This is a genomic window from Embleya sp. NPDC055664 (assembly GCF_053618075.1).
The window spans coordinates 20958-38422 of the sequence record NZ_JBSHGZ010000021.1; the positions used below are offsets into that span (position 1 = coordinate 20958).

At 70.0% G+C, this 17465-nt stretch carries 14 protein-coding genes and 2 pseudogenes; 6 read left to right on the forward strand and 10 right to left on the reverse strand.

What is annotated here, in order from left to right:
* The first annotated feature begins 238 nt into the window (after positions 1-238).
* On the forward strand, positions 239-5254 hold the full coding sequence (locus tag ACWGR4_RS28710; RefSeq protein ID WP_452131662.1) for a hypothetical protein: 5016 nt from the start codon (positions 239-241) through the stop codon (positions 5252-5254).
* A gap of 235 nt (positions 5255-5489) precedes the next feature.
* Here the strand turns inward: ACWGR4_RS28710 and ACWGR4_RS28715 are convergent.
* A pseudogene (locus ACWGR4_RS28715) lies at positions 5490-5672 on the reverse strand (helix-turn-helix domain-containing protein); the annotation flags it as partial.
* Between the two features lie 829 nt (positions 5673-6501).
* Here ACWGR4_RS28715 and ACWGR4_RS28720 point away from each other — a divergent pair.
* Both ACWGR4_RS28720 and ACWGR4_RS28725 read left to right on the forward strand, forming a co-directional pair.
* Positions 6502-6765 (forward strand): hypothetical protein, encoded by a 264-nt coding sequence (locus ACWGR4_RS28720; RefSeq protein ID WP_331769276.1) that lies wholly within the window; start codon positions 6502-6504, stop codon positions 6763-6765.
* Positions 6762-7127, forward strand: coding sequence for a hypothetical protein (locus ACWGR4_RS28725; RefSeq protein ID WP_452131663.1), 366 nt, complete (start codon positions 6762-6764; stop codon positions 7125-7127). The genes ACWGR4_RS28720 and ACWGR4_RS28725 overlap by 4 nt, the downstream gene beginning before the upstream one ends.
* A gap of 480 nt (positions 7128-7607) precedes the next feature.
* On the opposite strand, the gene ACWGR4_RS28730 is transcribed toward ACWGR4_RS28725, so the two are convergent.
* From ACWGR4_RS28730 to ACWGR4_RS28740, 3 genes are all read right to left on the reverse strand, one after another.
* On the reverse strand, positions 7608-8396 hold the full coding sequence (locus ACWGR4_RS28730) for a hypothetical protein (protein ID WP_452131664.1): 789 nt from the start codon (positions 8394-8396) through the stop codon (positions 7608-7610).
* Positions 8397-8970: 574 nt separating this feature from the next.
* Entirely contained in the window at positions 8971-9171 is a 201-nt protein-coding gene (locus ACWGR4_RS28735) for a helix-turn-helix domain-containing protein (RefSeq protein WP_452131665.1), read from the reverse strand.
* Between the two features lie 64 nt (positions 9172-9235).
* Positions 9236-9727 (reverse strand): hypothetical protein, encoded by a 492-nt coding sequence (locus tag ACWGR4_RS28740; RefSeq protein WP_452131666.1) that lies wholly within the window; start codon positions 9725-9727, stop codon positions 9236-9238.
* A gap of 173 nt (positions 9728-9900) precedes the next feature.
* On the opposite strand from ACWGR4_RS28740, the gene ACWGR4_RS28745 reads away from it, so the two are divergent.
* The gene (locus tag ACWGR4_RS28745; RefSeq protein ID WP_452131667.1) at positions 9901-10287 is read left to right on the forward strand and encodes a hypothetical protein; all 387 of its coding nucleotides are present in this window, start codon (positions 9901-9903) and stop codon (positions 10285-10287) included.
* A 103-nt stretch (positions 10288-10390) separates the two neighbouring features.
* On the opposite strand, the gene ACWGR4_RS28750 is transcribed toward ACWGR4_RS28745, so the two are convergent.
* Positions 10391-10717 (reverse strand): hypothetical protein, encoded by a 327-nt coding sequence (locus tag ACWGR4_RS28750; protein WP_452131668.1) that lies wholly within the window; start codon positions 10715-10717, stop codon positions 10391-10393.
* A gap of 258 nt (positions 10718-10975) precedes the next feature.
* Positions 10976-11200, reverse strand: coding sequence for a hypothetical protein (locus ACWGR4_RS28755; protein ID WP_452131669.1), 225 nt, complete (start codon positions 11198-11200; stop codon positions 10976-10978).
* Between the two features lie 1271 nt (positions 11201-12471).
* Here ACWGR4_RS28755 and ACWGR4_RS28760 point away from each other — a divergent pair.
* Positions 12472-12579 (forward strand): annotated as a pseudogene (locus tag ACWGR4_RS28760) (helicase associated domain-containing protein); the annotation flags it as partial.
* Between the two features lie 1061 nt (positions 12580-13640).
* On the opposite strand, the gene ACWGR4_RS28765 reads toward ACWGR4_RS28760, so the two are convergent.
* Positions 13641-13973: a hypothetical protein gene (locus tag ACWGR4_RS28765; RefSeq protein WP_452131670.1), complete on the reverse strand. Its 333-nt coding sequence runs from the start codon at positions 13971-13973 to the stop codon at positions 13641-13643.
* A complete protein-coding gene (locus ACWGR4_RS28770; protein WP_452131671.1) occupies positions 13973-14347 on the reverse strand; it encodes a hypothetical protein in 375 nt (124 codons plus the stop codon). Before ACWGR4_RS28770 ends, ACWGR4_RS28765 begins: the two co-directional genes overlap by 1 nt.
* Before the next feature lie 915 nt (positions 14348-15262).
* On the opposite strand from ACWGR4_RS28770, the gene ACWGR4_RS28775 reads away from it, so the two are divergent.
* Positions 15263-15826: a helicase associated domain-containing protein gene (locus tag ACWGR4_RS28775; protein ID WP_452131672.1), complete on the forward strand. Its 564-nt coding sequence runs from the start codon at positions 15263-15265 to the stop codon at positions 15824-15826.
* Positions 15827-15972: 146 nt separating this feature from the next.
* On the opposite strand, the gene ACWGR4_RS28780 is transcribed toward ACWGR4_RS28775, so the two are convergent.
* Positions 15973-16701 carry a hypothetical protein gene (locus ACWGR4_RS28780; protein WP_452131673.1) on the reverse strand — a complete coding sequence of 243 codons (729 nt, stop codon included), beginning with the start codon at positions 16699-16701 and terminating at the stop codon, positions 15973-15975.
* A gap of 323 nt (positions 16702-17024) precedes the next feature.
* Positions 17025-17378: a hypothetical protein gene (locus tag ACWGR4_RS28785; protein ID WP_452134263.1), complete on the reverse strand. Its 354-nt coding sequence runs from the start codon at positions 17376-17378 to the stop codon at positions 17025-17027.
* Between the last annotated feature and the right edge of the window lie 87 nt (positions 17379-17465).

Below are 17465 nucleotides of genomic sequence, written 5' to 3' on the forward strand. Positions count from 1 at the left end.
GTGCTTCGTCACTACAACTTCGGGGGCTGTTCGATCGTCCCGATCGAGGCCAAATCACCCGCTGGGATTCATAGTTCGGCAATTCGCTCGCGTGGTGCGGGGATTCGGATGCATGTCGACAAGATCACTTGGTCGATGTGATCTGCGGCACGTCGCGCGGACTGCTGCCAACCGGTAGGTTCCGCGCACCTGTGCGCACTCGCGCCACCGCATCCCCGTTCCCGCAGGAGTACCCGTCATGGGACAACCACCCGCCCATGCCCGCCCACGATCCCGTCCGGCCGCGGTGGTCTGCGGGCTCGTCGCGCTCTCCCTGGCCGCAGGGGCCTTTGCCGGCACCGCCAACGCCGCGCCGCGCGCGGGCGCCCCGCCCACCGCCGCCACCCCGCCGGTCGATCCCCGGGTCGCCGCCGAGAAGGCCGCGACCGCGCAGGCGAAACAAACGGGACAGGACACTCCCGTACCGGAGTTGACGACCGAGACCGACACCGTCACCGCCAAACCCGACGGCACCCTCGCGCTCAAACGCACCGTCGAACCGTCACGGACGAAGAAGACCGGGACCTGGCGCGATCTCGACCCCACGCTGACCCGGGCCGGGGACGGCACCGTGCGCCCCGCGAGCACCACCACCGACCTTGCCCTGGGCGGCGGCGGCAGTCGGTTGTTGGCGTCGATGACCAACGGCGGGCGCAAGCTCACCTTCACCTGGCCCACCGCACTGCCCGCACCCGTCCTGGCCGGCGACGGCGCGCTCTACCCCGGGGTGCTGCCCGACGTCGACCTGAAGGTGTCCGCGACCGAGCAGGGCGGCTTCTCGCACACCCTGATCGTCAAGACCGCGGCGGCCGCGAAGAACCCGCAACTGGCCACGCTCAAGCTCGGGATGAGCGCCGACGGCCTCAGCGTCGGCGAGAACGGCGACGGCACCCTCGCCGCCAGGACGGCGGACGGCAAGGCCGTGTTCACCGCGCCTGCGCCGGCGATGTGGGACTCGCGCACCACCCCGAAGCAGGCCCCCGTCGGGAGCGCCAAGGGCTCGGCGGCCGTGAACACGGCGGAGGATCCCTCCGCGCCGATACCGGCGGGCGAGTTGATCTCCACCGACAGGCGCCCGGGTGTGCACGCCACGACCGCGCCGCTGGAGGCGGCGGTCGCCGCCGGGTCGCTCACGCTCACCCCGGACACGGGCCTGTTGCACGCGCCGGACACGGTGTTCCCGCTCTACATCGACCCGGCCTGGATACCCCTGCGCGACAACGTCAGCCTGTACGGCTGGGTCCAGGACGGCTCCCGCACCACCGTCGGTTACGGGCGCACGGACTACCAACCCGGCGTCGGCTACCAGCACTGGCGCGCCCCGATCGGCCTGGAACGCACCTTCTACCGGGTCGACTACAACTGGCAGGGACGCCTGAACGGCAAGTCGATCAAACGCGTCACCTTCAACACCACCCAGGTCGACTCCGCCGTCCACGACTGCAGCCCCACCGTCACCCAACCCGTCTACCTGCACCTGACCAGCGACACCCTCACCCAGGGCACCAACTGGAACAACCAACCCACCGACCAGGGTCTGTGGGGCACCGCGAACGTGCCGAGCTCCAGCGTCGACGACAAGTGCGGCAACCGCCTGGTCGACTTCGACATCACCGCCAACCTCGCCGGCCACCAGAACTGGGAATTCCTCACCTTCGGCGTCTACGGCAAGGAAAGCCCCCAGACCACGACCAACAACGGCTTCAAGCGGTTCTCCCGCACCGCCGCGGACAACTTCATCTACATCGAGTACAACACCAAGCCGAACACCCCCACCGACCTGCGCATGACGCCCGAGCCGGTCAACGGGGAAGCGTCCGGGAACTGCGGCTACGTCGGCGCGGTCAACCCCGTCCGCGGCGGCGTCAGCCTGTTCGCCACCCTGTCCGATCCCGACGGACACGACGTCGTCGCCAGGTTCGCGGTCAACGAGGTCGGCAACGGCGACCCGCTCGTCTACGACAGCAACTGGGTCTCCGCCGGACCCAGCGGCCACGTCGCCCGCGCCGACATCCCGGTCGGCACACTCCTGGGCGGTCGCACCTACAAGTGGGCCGTCGTCTCCGACGACGACGACCTCGAGTCGAACTGGATCAACGGCTGCACCTTCACCGTCGACGACACACCCCCACCCGCGCCCGTCGCCATCCCCAGCATCGACTTCCCCGTCAACGGCGGCGGCAGGCACGCCGGCGAGAAGGGCACCTTCACCTTCACCGCCACCGACATCGGATCCGGCGTCGACCGCGTCGAATACTCCCTCGGCGGCACCATCCCCGTCGGCGGCGCCGCCCAGGCCCAGTACGACCCGGTGGAGAAGGTCTGGAAGATCAAGGACCTGCCCGTCCTCGACTGGGGCGGCCAACGCCTGTTCGCACAGACCGTCGACAAGGCCGGGAACACCTCCCAACAGACCGCCTACACCTTCTACGTCCCCGCCGACCCCAACCACGAGACCAAACTCGGCGACATCGACGGCGACCGACGCCCCGACCTCGTCGTCGTCGACAACGCCGGCGCCCTGAGGATGTACGGCGCCAACACCGCACCCACCCCCGGCGGCATCCTCGTCTCCGGAACCACCCAGGGCCCGGCCACCGAACCCTCGGGGCGCCCGACGTGGAACGGCTCCCTGTTCACCCACCGCGGCGGACAGGGCATCGGACGCGACGACCTCTACGCCCACGCCAAGGGAAGCCTCTACCTGTACCGCAGCGGCGGCCCCGGCACCAACGGCCAGTACTTCGTGCGCAGCGAACGCAGCCCCGTCATCCGACCCACCACCTGCGTCGACCCCACCCGCGCGAACAGTGTCTGCGCCCGGTACGACAACGACTGGACCCGTGTCACCCAGATCCTCGCGCCCGGCAACGTCGACAACGACCTCGACCGCCAGACGGCGCGCCTGGACCTGCTCACCCTGGAGAACGACACCACCGGCAAACCCCGCCTGTGGCTCTTCCACGGCGGCACCTCCCCCGGCTCCTTCGACTACGCCCGCCCGCTCGGCGACGCGGACTGGACCGGCCTGGACCTGATCGCCCCCGGCGACGTCAACGGCGACGACCACCCCGACCTGTGGGCCCGCGACCGCGCCACCGGCTTCCTCTACCAGTACGCCTCCCGGAAGAAGCCCGACGGCACCATCGACCTCGCCGCGCTCGGCGACGCCGCCGCCCGCACCCGCATCGGCATCGGATTCGACCCCGCGCTCTACCCCAAGGTCTCCTCCGACGGCGACCTCGACGGCGACGGCAGAACCGACCTGTGGGCCCAGGCCGCCGACGGCACCCTCTACACCTTCCGCGGCCAGGCCCCCGACGCCACCGGCAGCCTCTTCGCGCCCGCCGCGTTGATCGCCGACACCAAACCCTGGGCGGAATGCGCCAAGTTCCCCTCCGCCGGCAACGCCGCCGTCCAGATCGAACTGTGCGGACCCATCCTCGCCAAATACCAGGCACTCGGCGCGACGACAGGTCGCCTGCACCTGCCGATCGCTCCGATCGCCGCCGACGGCACGGGCAAGTACGTCAACTTCCAGGGCGACAGCGGCAACACCACCGACCGCGCCTCCATCCACTGGTCGCCACTGGCCGGAGCCTGGTCCGTCCAGGGCGACATCCGCGCCGCCTGGCTCGCCCAGGGCGGCACCGGCGGAGCACTCGGCTACCCCGTCTCCGACGAGGACATCGTCAAGGACGGCGCCGGCACCCACATCGGCAGCATGTCCCGCTTCACCGGAACACCCGCCACCGGCCCCGGCGTCGTCACCTGGACCCCCACCGGCGGCGCCCACACCCTCAACGGAGACATCTTCCAACGCTGGCAGGCCATGAACGGCCCCCGCGGCGTCCTCGGCTTCCCCACCACCGACATCCTGCCCACCGCACCCCAAAAACCCGGCACCTACGCGCACTTCCGCATCCCCGGCGCGAACGGGGACACCGCCTCCATCTACCGGTCCGACGCCACCGGCGCATGGCCGGTGTGGGGGTCCATCCGCGGGACCTGGGCCGCGCAAGGATGGGAGACGGGGCCGCTCGGGTTCCCCACCAGCGCCGAATACGGCGTCATGGCCGGGGCCAGCAGCAACTTCGAGGGCGGGCACGTCCGGTGGAACATGCACACCGGCGGGACGACCGTGTATCCCGGGGTCGACGAGACGCCGATGGGGCGCACCATGCTGGCCGGGGACTTCGACGGCGACGGGCGCTCCGATGTGGCCACCGTGGTGGACTTCGGGGGGTGTGCGACCGGGTGGTTCACGCAACTGCGGCGGGCGGACGGGTCGTTGACCGAGCCTCGGCAGAGTCATGTGCAGCCGGCGGGGACGTTCTGTCAGGGGGACGCGAAGTACGTCGCCGGGGACTTCGACGGGGACGGGCGCGCGGACATCGCGGCGCTGTATCACTACGGGAACGGGCACGTACGCGTGTTCACCTTCCTCGCGAACACCGGCGGTGACGGCGGATTCCACCCCGGCGGCGCCGGATGGGAACATCCCGCCGGGTGGGACTTCGACCGCACCACGCTGCTGGCCGGGGATGCGACCGGGGACAAGCGCGCCGACCTGGTGCTGGTGCAGGGGTACGCCGACGGGCGGATCTCCACACACAGCCTCCCCGCCGCCGCGGGTGGGGTGTTCGCCACCCTGGTGAACGGGTGGGTGGAGACCCACCCCGACTGGTGGCGCTACCAGAACGCCCGCTACACCCTCGGGGACCTCAACGGCGACGGGCGCGCCGACCTGGGGGCGGTGTACGTCCACGACACCGGCGAGGCCAAAGCCTTCGGATTCATCACCGCACCCGACGGCACCATCCCCGCACCCGTGGCGTCGTGGAACGCACCCGGCGCCGGGTGGAACATCGCCGGCATCCAGGCCGTCGCCGCCGACACCAACGGCGACAAACACGCCGACATCGTGCTGATGTTCGACCAGGGCGGCGCACAAACGACACTGCGGACGCTCCTCGCGAAGAACGACGGGACACTCAACGCGCCGTTCGCCAGCTGGGACAGCGGACCCGGGAACTGGGAGGCGCCCCGGGCGGCGCCGCTCGCCGGGGACGTCAACGGCGACGGACGCGCCGACATCACCGCCGTCTACGACTACGGCACCACCCGCTGGGCCGCCTACACGTTCACCGCCAAGGCCGATGGTGGACTCAACACCTACACCAAGAGCTGGGAGGCTGCGGCGGGTATCTGGTAAACCGACCTCCGACCACGAGGCGGGGCCCGGCACGTGATGCGCCGGGCCCCGCCCGCGCGTTCGGCCCGCGACCAGTCCAAAGCGCGGCACCACGAGGACCCGTCGGACCGGCGGCGGATTACCCTGCCGGGCACCGGCGACTCGCCTCGGACTCCCCGGACGGACCACACCGGGGACCGGTTGGTGGTCGGAATCGTTCCGGGGGTACGACACACCCCACGCACCAGAGATCGGAAAGTGCGGTCAGCAGCTCGTCCCGGCTCGGGAAGTATCGATACAGCGCGGACGAGGCCATCCCCAGCTCACGGGCCACCGCACGCAACGACAGCCGCTGGGCACCCTCGGCGGGCAGATGTCGTCGCGCAACATCCAGTGGCGGACGGCAAGGCGTCCCTCGACGGGCCGGCGGCCGTGACAGTCGATCCGAACTCGGCCCTCCCGGGCGCGTTCCTCGCCGCGGCGACTCACCCCGCCCGGGTGCATTCCGATACCGAACCGGCAGGCCACCCGAGACGACACACACGGACACAACGACTCCGCGATGGCGGCATGGCGCGGGCCACCCGACGTGACGCTTCCCGTTCTGCCGGTCGGTGCATTCCCCTCGTGTAACCCGCCGATCCCGAGGCGTCGTCCCACCCACCCGGCTCGGACGAGATCACCAACCCACCCACGGACAACGACAAATCACCGTTTCACATCCCACATCCCACGGACCGTCGTGTGCGCACCCGGCGTTGGCGGAATGTGAGGAGGTGGCGTGGTCGGCGATCCCCGACTGCCCGGCGGAAATCCCGGTCGTGTCGCGCGGTCTGATGGATGCCGGGGCGGCAGAGGAGGCCGCACGGGCGCTGGGTCGGGTGGTGATGTCGGGTGTGATGAGCATCGGCCCGGCGATGCCGGTGGTGCTGCCGTTCCTGTTGCGCCTGGCGGCCGATCCCGAAGTGCCCCGGTTTGCTCCACGGCCGATCGAAGCCGGCCGGCCCGACCGCGTACGTCGGGACCGGCTTCCACAACGCTCCGGCACGTGTTTCCAGCTTCACGGCGGATCCGCTCAACCGCTACGCGGCTCTGCGGCCCTCATCCTCCGCACATCCCGGAAGCACACGTCCAGGACCCGATCGTCCTCGTAGCGGATCCCGTACTGCGTCTGCCGACGGAACACCATCCTCGAACGACCCGTAGGCCGGGCCCTGGCGACGCCTTTTGCTAGTCACTGGTACCGGGATATAGCTATGCTCGTGGGCATGAGTAAGCAGACGAACATCCGGCTGGACGAGGCCGTCAAGGCGGCCGCCGAAGAGCGGGCGAAGCGCCGTGGCCTGAGCCTGCAGGGATACGTGGCCGATCTGATCGAGCAGGACGTGAACGAGTCCCGCGCCGCGTTCATGGCCGGCGCCGCGACGTTCCTGGCGGCCTACGCCGACCGATTCGAGGCGGAGTTCGGCGAGGACCGCTACCCGGGCCTCCCGGCGGAGTCGGCGCGCACCGCGCCGCGGGACGCCGCGTGAACCTGCGGATCGACCTCGCGTGGATCCTGGCCGTCGCCCAACAGATCCCCGGGGACCCCCAGGTCGTCGACTACGGCGTGCCGATCGCGGCCGACGCACGCCACCGCGCGGAGATCCTCGACCACGAGGTCTACCCCGAGCCCCACCACAAGGCCGCCGCGCTGCTGTGCGAGCTCGCCAGGAACCCGAGTCTCGAGGCGGGTAACCTGCTGTTCGCGGCTACGGTGACCGCGGCGTACCTGGCCGCGTGCGGCCTCCCGGTGAGCCCCGGCCTGGACACCGTCGTGCCCCTGGCCCGCGCGGCACGCGAAGGCCTCCCGGTACGGGAAGTCGCCACCCAACTCAAAACCTGGACGAACTGAACCACCCGCCGCGAACACCCGCCACCCTCCGACGCACACCCACCCGGAGGAAGACCGCCACCCGGCCGAATGACGGACCAGGCCATCGCGGGCCGGTCTCGCCATCTTCGACGAAATCGGATGCCTCGGCCCGGCTCACCGCCTCCCCGCGTTCACACCCGGCCGACCGGCGCAAGGCGCAGCGCACGTAGGGGCGTTCAGATGGGGCGCCGAAGCCCGAAGACTTCACACCGTGCCGCCGGGTTTCTCGCGTGACCGACGGCCCTGCCCTCAAATGCCTTCCCCAGCGGGCCCAATTCGCCTGCATCGCGCGGACGTCGCACACCGGTGCCGGGGCGGGTCACTCACCGGCGGTCCCGCAGTGGGCCTCGGCACGGCGGGCGATCTCGGCATCCACCTGCCGGAGCTCCTGCGGGTGAATCACGTGCTTCTTTGAGGGCGTGTCCGTCCTGCTCCGGCTGGGCGCGGGGCAGGAACCCGCTACTCCGACGGTCGGTGACCCGTGAGTTCCTGCCATCGGTCACACGCTTCGCTCAGTTCGACGAGGGCCGCCTTCCGGTAGGGGTCGCGGCTCTGATGGGCGAGTACCCGGGACAGATGCCGACGGGCCGCATCCAGGGAGGTGGTGTCCTGTCGGGCCCCGGCCAGTTCCTCCTGCCTTTGTTCGAGCCACGCGGGCAGGTGGGATCGGAAAGCGTTCTCGTCCGCCACGGCATTCTGGATCTCCACCGCGAAGTCCCGCACCCGGTCCTCGTCGAAGAACTGCCCGCTCTCCGCCTCGTCCGTCGCCATCGGCACGGAACGGTGGGGGTACTTCGCCCGGTACACCCTGCCATCGGGCCGAGTCAGGTAGATCGAATGGGTCTGCCGACCGGACTCGAAACGGGCCCGAAGGCCGGCGAGCGGAATGGTCCCGGCGCCCGACGAGACCACCGCGTGTTCGTGGAGCACGAGTTCGCCGACCCGGCCTGTCAGCCGCACGCCCAGACCCGGATCGCGGAGATCCTCGACCGCCCGCTTCAACACGTCCACCCGTCGGTCGTACTCGGCGCTCTCCGACGCGACCCGCTCCCGCGCGGCCGCCTCCAGCCTTTCGGACTTCCTCTCCACCCCACGCAACTCCCGCCGTGCCCGGGCCAGATCCTCCCGATCGCCCGCGTGGCGCGCGCCGAAAGCGAACGTCCACCCCCCGGGATACCTGCTCCGCCTCCAGACCACGAAGGCCACACCGCCCAGCAACACGAATACGACCACGCGCACGCCTTCCACCCAACCCCTCCTCGATCCTCTTCCGACGCGTTCGCTCTGTCATACCGGCCGGAATCCGACGACGTGAGCAAATCGGCCGAGAAGGCGTCGCACGGGAGCCTGCCGGAAGGCGTAGCCGACCAAAACCGGGGCCGCGTGACTTGTCACCCGTCGGAAAGACGGCACGGCCGAGCCCCACGACGATCGACGCGAGGTCGACACCGGCGCGGCTCGATCCCCCGGCCGAGCATTTCGCCTGGTCAGGGTCGGTAGTCGCGGTCGAGGGTCAGCGGGCCCATGCTCGCGTGGATGGGCGCCGTCATCCGCAGGCGCCGCGACGGAGCGGTGTCGCCGACCCCGGCATGAGGTGGCGAGGGGCGATGCCTCGCCCGCCTCATGCCAAGCTGTGGTCGCATATGGGGAAACTCGAACAGATGTCGCAGTTGGTCCTGTAATCGCGATCACTTACTGCCCGGTACGTCGGTCTGGTCGGCCTGCCGGCTGAGACGGTGTTCGTCCCTTGCATCGTGCGGTCTCGTCTCCGACCGCCACGCACGGTCGCAACTCATCTTCCAAACAATCCAGGAGCGACTGGCTAGTCGACGGTCGCGGCGGCGGTGGCCTTTTGGGTCTGCGTACGTTCGAACGCGTCCGCAGGGCCGGCCTCGGCGGCGAGCTTCGAGACGGTGCTGGGGCTGACGCCATGCTGCTTGGCGATGACCCGGCACGAAAGGGTGCCAGCGGCGACGTCGGCCAGGATCGCGGCGCGCACGGTGTCGTCGATGCGGGGCGGCACATGGTCACCTCCTCGCATGGGTGAGGCCCCGCGCGGCGGCGGGGCCCCGGATGTGTGCCTGCCGTTAGAAGTCCGGGCAGATGTGCTTGCGCACGACGGCCAGTACCCGCTCGGCTTTCGCGGCGCCGATCGGTCCGTTGGGCGTCGTGAATCGTTGGTCGGTGAGCCCGATCAACTTAGTTTGGTCCCCCGGCCACTGCTTGATCGAGGTGCATTGGTCGCGTCCGCGGCTGACCGCGCGGTCTGCTTTGCCGTTGACGATGGCCGGGTCGATGGCGTCGAGGTCGGCCACGTACTTGGCTTGGGTGGCCGGGTCCGGCTTGGGCACGGCGACCGCTGCACCAGGGGCGGCAGCCGTGCCGGGGCCAGCCGTAGTAGCCGGCGCGGCAGGAGCGGCAGGAGCACCCGGCTTCGGCGTGTCCGGGGCGACCGTGGCGGGTCCCGCTGCTTTGACCTTGTCGGCTTTGTCGTCGTCTCCGTCGCTGCTACAGCCGGTGGCGAGCAGGAGTGCCGCTGCCAGGGCGGCGGTGGTGACGTGTTGGGTGATGCGCTGCACTGTGCCCCCAGGGTGTGTGTTCCCTGGTAGACCGGCGGCGCGGTCGGGAGGTTGTACCGCGGGGCCGAATCGGGCCCGCCGATACAGGGCCGGTACCGCCCGAGATACTTGCCAAACGGCAGCAGTTGGCCAATTCTACCGTAAATCTTTGCTATGGGTCTGAAACTCGCAATGTGGGCCTGAATGCTTATTTGTGCAGTCCGGCCGAGTCGGGCTTTACGGGGACCACGGGACTGGGCGAGCCGCTCGAGTCGTTGGAGTTCATCTTCAGCGGGCCAACGGTCATGCAGGCTGAAGTCAGAGTTCACCTCGCCGGGATGGGCTGGGGCAGTTGGAAGGAGGTAAAGAGTAACTACTCGATCAGGTTCGGGGCACCCGGTACGGCTGGACCGGCAATCGAGGCGATCAGCTTCCGGTCGACCAACGGCACGTTCGAGGGCGCGGGTCACATCATGAACAACCCGAACTGGGTGGGCACGGGATTGCTGTCGGACATCACAATCGGCACCACGGGCGAGGGTAGGTGGCTCGAAGCGTTCTGGGTTGTGCCGCACTACTAAAATTCGCGACGGTCCCAGGCCGCTCGGCTCGGGGCCGTCGGTGGGGTGTGAGCGGGCATGCCGCATGTGCGGCTGTCGGCAACGCGTGAATCGTGGCTCTGGATCACTGCACGCACTGCCGGCGGCCGCCGTCCGTGACGGGCCGGTAGACCTTGGTCCAGGGGCCGAAGCCGCGCCGGGTCAGCCGCCGGCCATCCTGGGTGACCTGCCGGACGAGTTTGTGGTCGTCGAGCAGCCGCAGGTTGCGCCGGTCCTCCAGGTGGGACGGCAGGCCCAGGCGATCGGCGGCCGCGGCGGTGACGACGAGCAGGGGGTCGGCGTCGCGGCTGGCGCGGTGCAGCCGCTCGGCGCCAAGGCCGGCGTCCAGGGCCCAGGCGACCACGGCGTGCAGCGACTTCGCCGGGCACGGCAGGGCACGGCCGTCGCCCAAGGCGCGGTCAGCGCCCTGCCGGGGGCGGTATCCAGCACGGCGAGCGGACCGGCCGGGAAACGGTCCGCGTCGGCCCTGGGGGCCCGCGGTGCGGCGGTCGCGGTGGCGCGCGGCACAACGGCGGCCGCGGCCGGAGCAGCCGGGCCAGCAAGCGCAGCCGCAGCAGCCCAGTGCCGCTGCGGCCGGAGAGGCGGCTCCACGGCGCGGCGGCCGTGCGCGGAAATGGCTTGACGGGCGCCTTCGGCGGGCGGGTCCGGGTCATCGGGGGGGTGCGGCGTAGTGCTCGGCAAGTCCGGCCAGCACGCGCGCGTAGGCGGGGCGTTGCGGCGGCCGGGGTTCGCGGGCGGCCTCGGGGCTCTTGCGGTGGCCGACTCGCTCCTCCGCGGTCAGGTCCCGGCGGAGCGCGCGCAGGAACGTCGACAACGACGGGAGTGGATCCAGGAGCGGCACGGCGGCCGGCGGCGCACCACCCGGGAGCGGCATGCCGCCCGGGCGGTGCGGTGGTGAGGCGGGTGCGGCGGGGTCGCCGGCCGGCGTCCCCGGACCGGTGGCGGTACGGGCGGGAGCAGGCCCAGGCCGGCAGGGCGCGGTCCACGTCCTTGCCCGAGTCGCGGTGACGGACGGCGTACAGGTGGGATGTGATCTTCGCCCGGGAACGGAAGTTGCCCCGGGCACACGTCTGGTCCGCATGGGCCACGTCTTCATCGGCCACGGCATCCCACAGCGGATGGAACAGGCGCAGCACGCCCGGGACTTGAGGCGTGTCCAGGCGTGGCATCTGCTGCCGGGGGGAGGACGCGGGAGGCCGGTGCGGGAGCCCGGGCGAGGGTGCGCTCCGCTCCGGCTCCGGACAGCACCAGCGATGTCCGGGTCGTGGGGGCGTCGACCAGCAGGCGCAGGTAGTCCAGTTCGGGAGCGGCGATGCGCCGGCATCGTCGACGATCAGGACGCCCGGCTCCTTCAGCGCGTCGACGAGCACGCGGTCGGCCGCTTCGGTGCGATTCGTCAGGTGGGTGGCCGGCAGGCCGAACGCGGTGAGCAACCCGACGCGCAACCAGGGCAGCGCGGGTTTGACCGCCACCCGTGCTCGATGGACCGGGACCCGCCTGGGCAGCAGACGCAACGCCTGGTGAACGGCGACCGTCTTGCCGTGGCCGGGATCGCCGTACACGCACACGATCCCGTGGGCGGCGACGGTATGGACGAGGGCTTCGGTGACCTCGCCGAGTTGGCGCGTCGACACCATGTGCGCGCCGGGTGTGTACAGGCGCACACCAAGGCGCAGCGGCGGGTGGGCATGGATCGAGCAGTGAGGTGGGCGCGGCCGGGCCGCGCGGCGCAGCGGCGGATGTGGCAGACGGGGTCGAGGCGGGTGGCGTGGGGGCCGGTGTCGATGCGGTGGTCGACGTCGGCGGCGCGGTGGCGGTGCGGGACGTGGTCGTTCCCGGGCCCGGGACGGTGCATCGCGGGGTCGGGATCGGGCGGTGGGTCGAGTCAGGTCGCGGGGTGGGAACGGTTGCGGTTGAACCCGGCGCAGCGGGAGGCGCTGCTCACCGTGGGCGTCGCGGCGCCGGCCGCCGGGACGGTGGCGCAGCGGCCCGGGGTGTCGGGTGGACCCAAGGCGGGGCGCAGCAGGGACGAGGCGTTCGCGGTCGGATTGACCGCCGCCGGGGCGTTCTTCGCGCGGGAGGGGCACTTGGAGGTGCCGCGCGGGCACGTCGAGGTCGTCGGGGTTCCCCGGGGCGGGTGGGGTCGAGGAGGTGCGGTTGGGGGTGTGGGTCACCAACACCCGGACGCGGCGCGGGAAGTTGTCGGCGGAGCGGGTCGCTGCGTTGGACGCGGTCGGGATGCGGTGGACGTGAGGTCCGGTGTGAGATCGAGCGTGAGGTTCGAGACGGGTCCACACATGCGCGCCGTACAGTCAAAGGGCGGTCGAAGCCGGCTCCAATGGCTTCGACCGCCCCAAATATGTGTACCGGTTGGATGGTGTTTGCACTGTTCGTCTTGGCGATGAGACCTCGGATCTTGCCGACAAGGCGGTCGGTGCCGTAACGGCCGGTGTACTCCGAGGCGCTTGAAGCGGAGCGCCAGAACTCGGCCCCGTCAATCTGGTAGTTCTCACCGCTGTCCGGATCGCTACCGATGCCGGCCAGGGTGGGCAAGTCAGCCAACAGGTGCTCGTACTGCTGCGCATCTGACAGCCGAGCGCCACATTGGATCACAATCGGCAGGCAGTCAGCGAGCACACGGTGCATCGTGTCGACACCGGTGGCCTTGAGCAACACCCAGTCGCGCCGGGCTGTTCGGTCGGGTCGAATGGCGTCGGCAGCAGTCGGGCAATGGCTTCCCAGAATGCATCGATGATCAGCGCCCACTCCTGCGGGCTTGGCTCACATTTGCGCGGTCTGTAGTGGCTTGAGGCTGCTGATGAACTGGGAAACAGCGATCGAGGTATCCTTGGAGATTTTTTCGTTCGGCTTGCGAATGCGCGTGAGCCAAGGACTTCCCCCCGCGCGCCGTGGGGATCGCCGAATGGCACCGACTACACCTATGCCATCCTGGAGGCCCCCTTCCCGGTCACCGGCTACCTCTCCACGCTGCGGGTCCACGCGATTCCCGGCCGCGGAACGAGGCCGAGGTCCAGTGGTCCGGCCGCTTCGCCCCGGACGGCGTCGACGACATCGAGGCGGTCGAACTGTTCACGACCAGCTACCGCGACGGCCTCGACGCCCTGGAAAGGGCTCTGACACGCTGAACACCCACCATGCCGAAGGCCGTGCCGCCCAGGGGCGAACACGGCCTCCGACGAGATTCGACGCCGTCGGGCAGGACGTGCGCGGTGGTGCCGCCGAAACATCGGCCGAGGTCTGTGGTGCGGCGCCGGCGATGCCGAACAGGTCCGCGTCGGGTACCGCCGGCGGTGTCAGGCGGCCGGGACCACAGGGGCGGGGGCGAACGCGGGCCCCAGTTGCACGGTCTTGCAGTGCCGCTTGTAGTGACCCACCGGCACCTTTGTGTCGGCTTGCTGCTTGGCGTTGGTTACGGCGCTCGTCTGGGTCGTGCCCGTCCCGGTCCCGGTTATGTAGCCCTGGACACCGTACGGATCGATCCGGACGAGCTGGCACTGCACGACGGCCCTCCACCTCTTGGCGAGCGGCCCCGGCTCGGCCGCCGAAGCATTCGGCGCGAGCAGACCGACGAGCGCCGCCGCGGTCAGCCCGGCCAACGTGATGCGCTTCACGGATTGCCGGGCCATCAGTTGGCCCCCTGCGGCCCGCTGTTGGGGCCCATCCCGTTGACGCACGGACCGGCTTGCAGCCGCTGCGTCGGATTGCCCGATTTCGGGGTGATCCAGTCGGATGCCCTGTCCGGGAACGGGTTGGCGCAGTCGGCGATCAGTCGCACCTTGCCGCTGTAGACGCGGCACCAGGTGTAGGCGTAGTTGTCCGTGGTGTGGATCCGGGGACACTCGTAGACCGCACCCGCCGACGCCGACAGGTTCACGCCACCGAGGTCGACGGTCATCGGAGCCGCCGAGGCGGACGCGGTGGGAAGCAGCGCGATACCCGCAGCCAGGGAGAACGCTGCCGCGGCCGACTTCAGGCGCCTGCTCGTGCCGATGCGATGCATGGGTATTCCTTTCCTTGATGGAGCAGAGATGGGTCCTCCCACGAGGACTCCGGCGACGAGCCGTTGGACCGGACGGGCCGCCTTGGCTCGTCCATGAGCTTGTGGACTTCCTCATTCGAGGGCAACGCTCCACCGCTGTTCCGGACAGGGCAGGTGCTGTCCGCGCTGGTCAGGGCCTCGTTCGGAACGTGTTCGGGACAGGGCCGCCGCGGTGAACGCCGGATTCACCGTCGCTCGTGAGAAGCCGCCGACACCGTCCGCTCACCGTCTTCCGTCTCTTCGATGCACCTTGAGTAGTCATTCGAGTACTGGAAGTAGCCAATCCGGTGACTGTCCATAGCCATCGAGCGGTCCGACCCTCTGGGATTACCTCCCGTAGCGCTCAAGGAAGTTGCCGACTTCTCGCCGTGGTCTCCTCGGTTGAAGGGAATAGGGAATTCCGATGACGACGACTCGCACACCCCGCCCCACCCGGACGGCGCTGTGCGCATGCCTGGTACTCGGCGCCGCCCTGAGTTCGATCCCGACGGCCGCCTCGGCCGTCCCGAGCGGTGGCGACGGCCACCAATGGCTCCATCGGATAGCGGTACTCGAGGCGGACGGCACCGCGCTGGTCAAGCAGGGCAGCCCGCACGCCGCCTGGGTCGAGGACGAGCACGACGTGGTCCGGATCACCATCGCCGGCGATCGGATCGGCATCCTCAAGGCGGACGGCACCGCGCTGGTCGAGGAGGGCGGTCTGAGCAGCGCCTGGGTCACCGAGGAGACCGCCGACACGCCACACTCGCCGCACTCGCCGCACCCATCGACGCCGTCGTCGACGGATACCCCATCGGGAAATGGCTCGACAACCGCAGAGCGCAGGACCGACGCGGCGAACTGCACGCTGGGCGCAGCGCGGCACTCGATGCGTTGGTGGAGGGTGAGCCGTGGCACCCACCGCACTGGCCGATCGCATGGCAACGCCACCTCACCCACGCGACCGAATACCTCACCCGACAGGGCGAACACAGTGAACAGGGCGACGGGGCAGGCCGGTTGGACGACGTCGGCCCGAACGTGGTCCACCGCGGGACCGGCATCGGCCGATGGATCGCACGACAAAAAGCCGGATGGGACAAACTCAATCAGGCACAACGCGAACAACTGCGCGCACTCGGGCTCACACCACCCGCCGTGACCGACACGGCGGCCGAGGCAGGGGCCGACTCGGCGCCGGTGCCGATGCCGGACGGGCCCAAACCGAAGCGCACGCGCGAACAGGCGTGGACGATCGCGGTGAGCGCGGCGGCGGCCTACCGGGCCCGCGTCGGAAACCTGGAAGTGCCGCGTGGGCACGTCGAGACGGTGATGGCGTTCGACGGACGGCCCGAGAACGTCCGGCTGGGCGTGTGGGTGACCACGACCAGGAGCAGGCGGGCGAAGCTGTCCGGCGAACGGATCGCGGAGCTGGACGTGTTGGGCATGCGCTGGACATGACGAATGTGTGGCTCGTGTCGGATCCGTGTGTGATCCGAAGGGCTGACCCGCCATCGACCGTGTCCGGGCCGGGACTTGGGGCGGTGGGGGTGTTTCGGATCAGCCGAAGGGGGCGACGACCTGGACGACGGTGACGACCACGACGTTTACAGCATGGCCGTCAGTGCTGCGGGATATTGGTAGACCCCGTCCACGGCGCTCATTTCCGTCGCACCCCTGCCCTGGGCCTTCTTGATCATGTCGGCCACCGGGGCGAAGCTCGCTGCGGAGATCTGCCGGGATCGGACGGTGATCCTGTCCGTGAGGGTTCCCGCCAGACCGGGACCGGTGATCGTCCCGGTGAAGCGGGTAGCTCCAACAGGAGGACTCCCCAGGTCAAAAATGACGATGAAATCTCCGCCGGTGATGCGTCGCATCACCGTCTCGCGTTCCAGCCAGGAGGTCCACCCGGGGCCGATCGGGATCGTCAGACGGTCCGAGAACTTCTCCTCTCGCCGCCATTCCTGGCCGTAGGAGGCGGTGACGGATACGTCAACCACCGAGAACAGGGACGCCTCCACCGTCGTGGAGACGGAGAAGTTCTTGGTGGTCCCCACAGTGACCTCCCCACCGACCTCCCGTGAAATCGTCTCGGGGGTGTCGTTGAACACGGCCGGCCCCACGGAGATCGGTGCGGCATAGTCGAACGACTGGCGCTCCGAACGGGCGATGATGTCGTTCGGACGATCCCGCAGGTTCAAGCCGAATGATTCGGCGAACCTCGGGTCGGAAAGGTCGAGCGCGCGCTGTTCGTACAGCCGGGCCGGGTCAATGCCCCTGGTGCGCAGCCAATGGTCGACCTGGGTGTTGTCCGCTTGCTGTTCGAGAAGCGTCATCGAGATCTCCCTCGAATCCGGGCAGGCCCCGGACGTTGCCGCAGGTACGGTCGGGCCAAGCATGTTCACGGTGGGCCGTCGCACGGCGCCTGTTCGCGGGAACCTGCCTTGAACTCGTTCTGCAGTTGGCCGAACATCCTCCCCCATGCCGGCGGGCGTCACGTGCCGAGGCGTGCCGGCACAGGACCGCTGTCCTGACGGACCTTCCCGCCGCCTGCCGCAGCGGATTCGTCCACCACCGCGCCCGGACCTCTACCGCCACCCCCGCCCGGCACCACCACGAGAACACGGTTCAAGAACTGCGCGATGCGCTGCGGCTCCGGCTAGTCGGTCGGGTCGGGTGTGCGCGACCGAGCGTTCCACCGCTCTCCGGCCAGCGCCCGCTCCACCAGGCCCACGGCGCGCTCCGTCGCCGCGGCGTGGGATCCCTCGTACTCGTACATCCTCAGCACCCCGTCGATCGCGTGGACGGGGATGGCGTCGCGCAGGCCCAGGCGGGCGGTGCCGTAGCCGTCGCGGGCGGCGGCGGGCGCGGCCTGGACGTGTCGGCGGGCCATGCGGGCCAGGATCACGGGGTACTTCCGCAGCACGTCGTGGTTGCGGTACCCGGGTGGACACAGGTCGAGCAGCCACGCGACGGCGGTGTCCTTCCATCCCGGGTCGCCGGGCGGGCGCACGCCCCGAGGCCATCCGGGCGGCGTGCCTCGGCCCGCGCCGACCGATGCGCGGCGCACGCTGCGATCGGTCCGGCGGCGTCGCGATCG

Bases quoted from the DNA above. Each gene is read 5' to 3' on its own strand.
- ACWGR4_RS28755 (WP_452131669.1), bottom strand. From the start codon at position 11,200: ATGCCGCTCCCGGGTGGTGCGCCGCCGGCCGCCGTGCCGCTCCTGGAT.
- ACWGR4_RS28780 (WP_452131673.1), bottom strand. From the start codon at position 16,701: ATGACGCTTCTCGAACAGCAAGCGGACAACACCCAGGTCGACCATTGG.
- ACWGR4_RS28720 (WP_331769276.1), top strand. From the start codon at position 6,502: ATGAGTAAGCAGACGAACATCCGGCTGGACGAGGCCGTCAAGGCGGCC.
- ACWGR4_RS28710 (WP_452131662.1), top strand. From the start codon at position 239: ATGGGACAACCACCCGCCCATGCCCGCCCACGATCCCGTCCGGCCGCG.
- ACWGR4_RS28770 (WP_452131671.1), bottom strand. From the start codon at position 14,347: ATGCATCGCATCGGCACGAGCAGGCGCCTGAAGTCGGCCGCGGCAGCG.
- ACWGR4_RS28765 (WP_452131670.1), bottom strand. From the start codon at position 13,973: ATGGCCCGGCAATCCGTGAAGCGCATCACGTTGGCCGGGCTGACCGCG.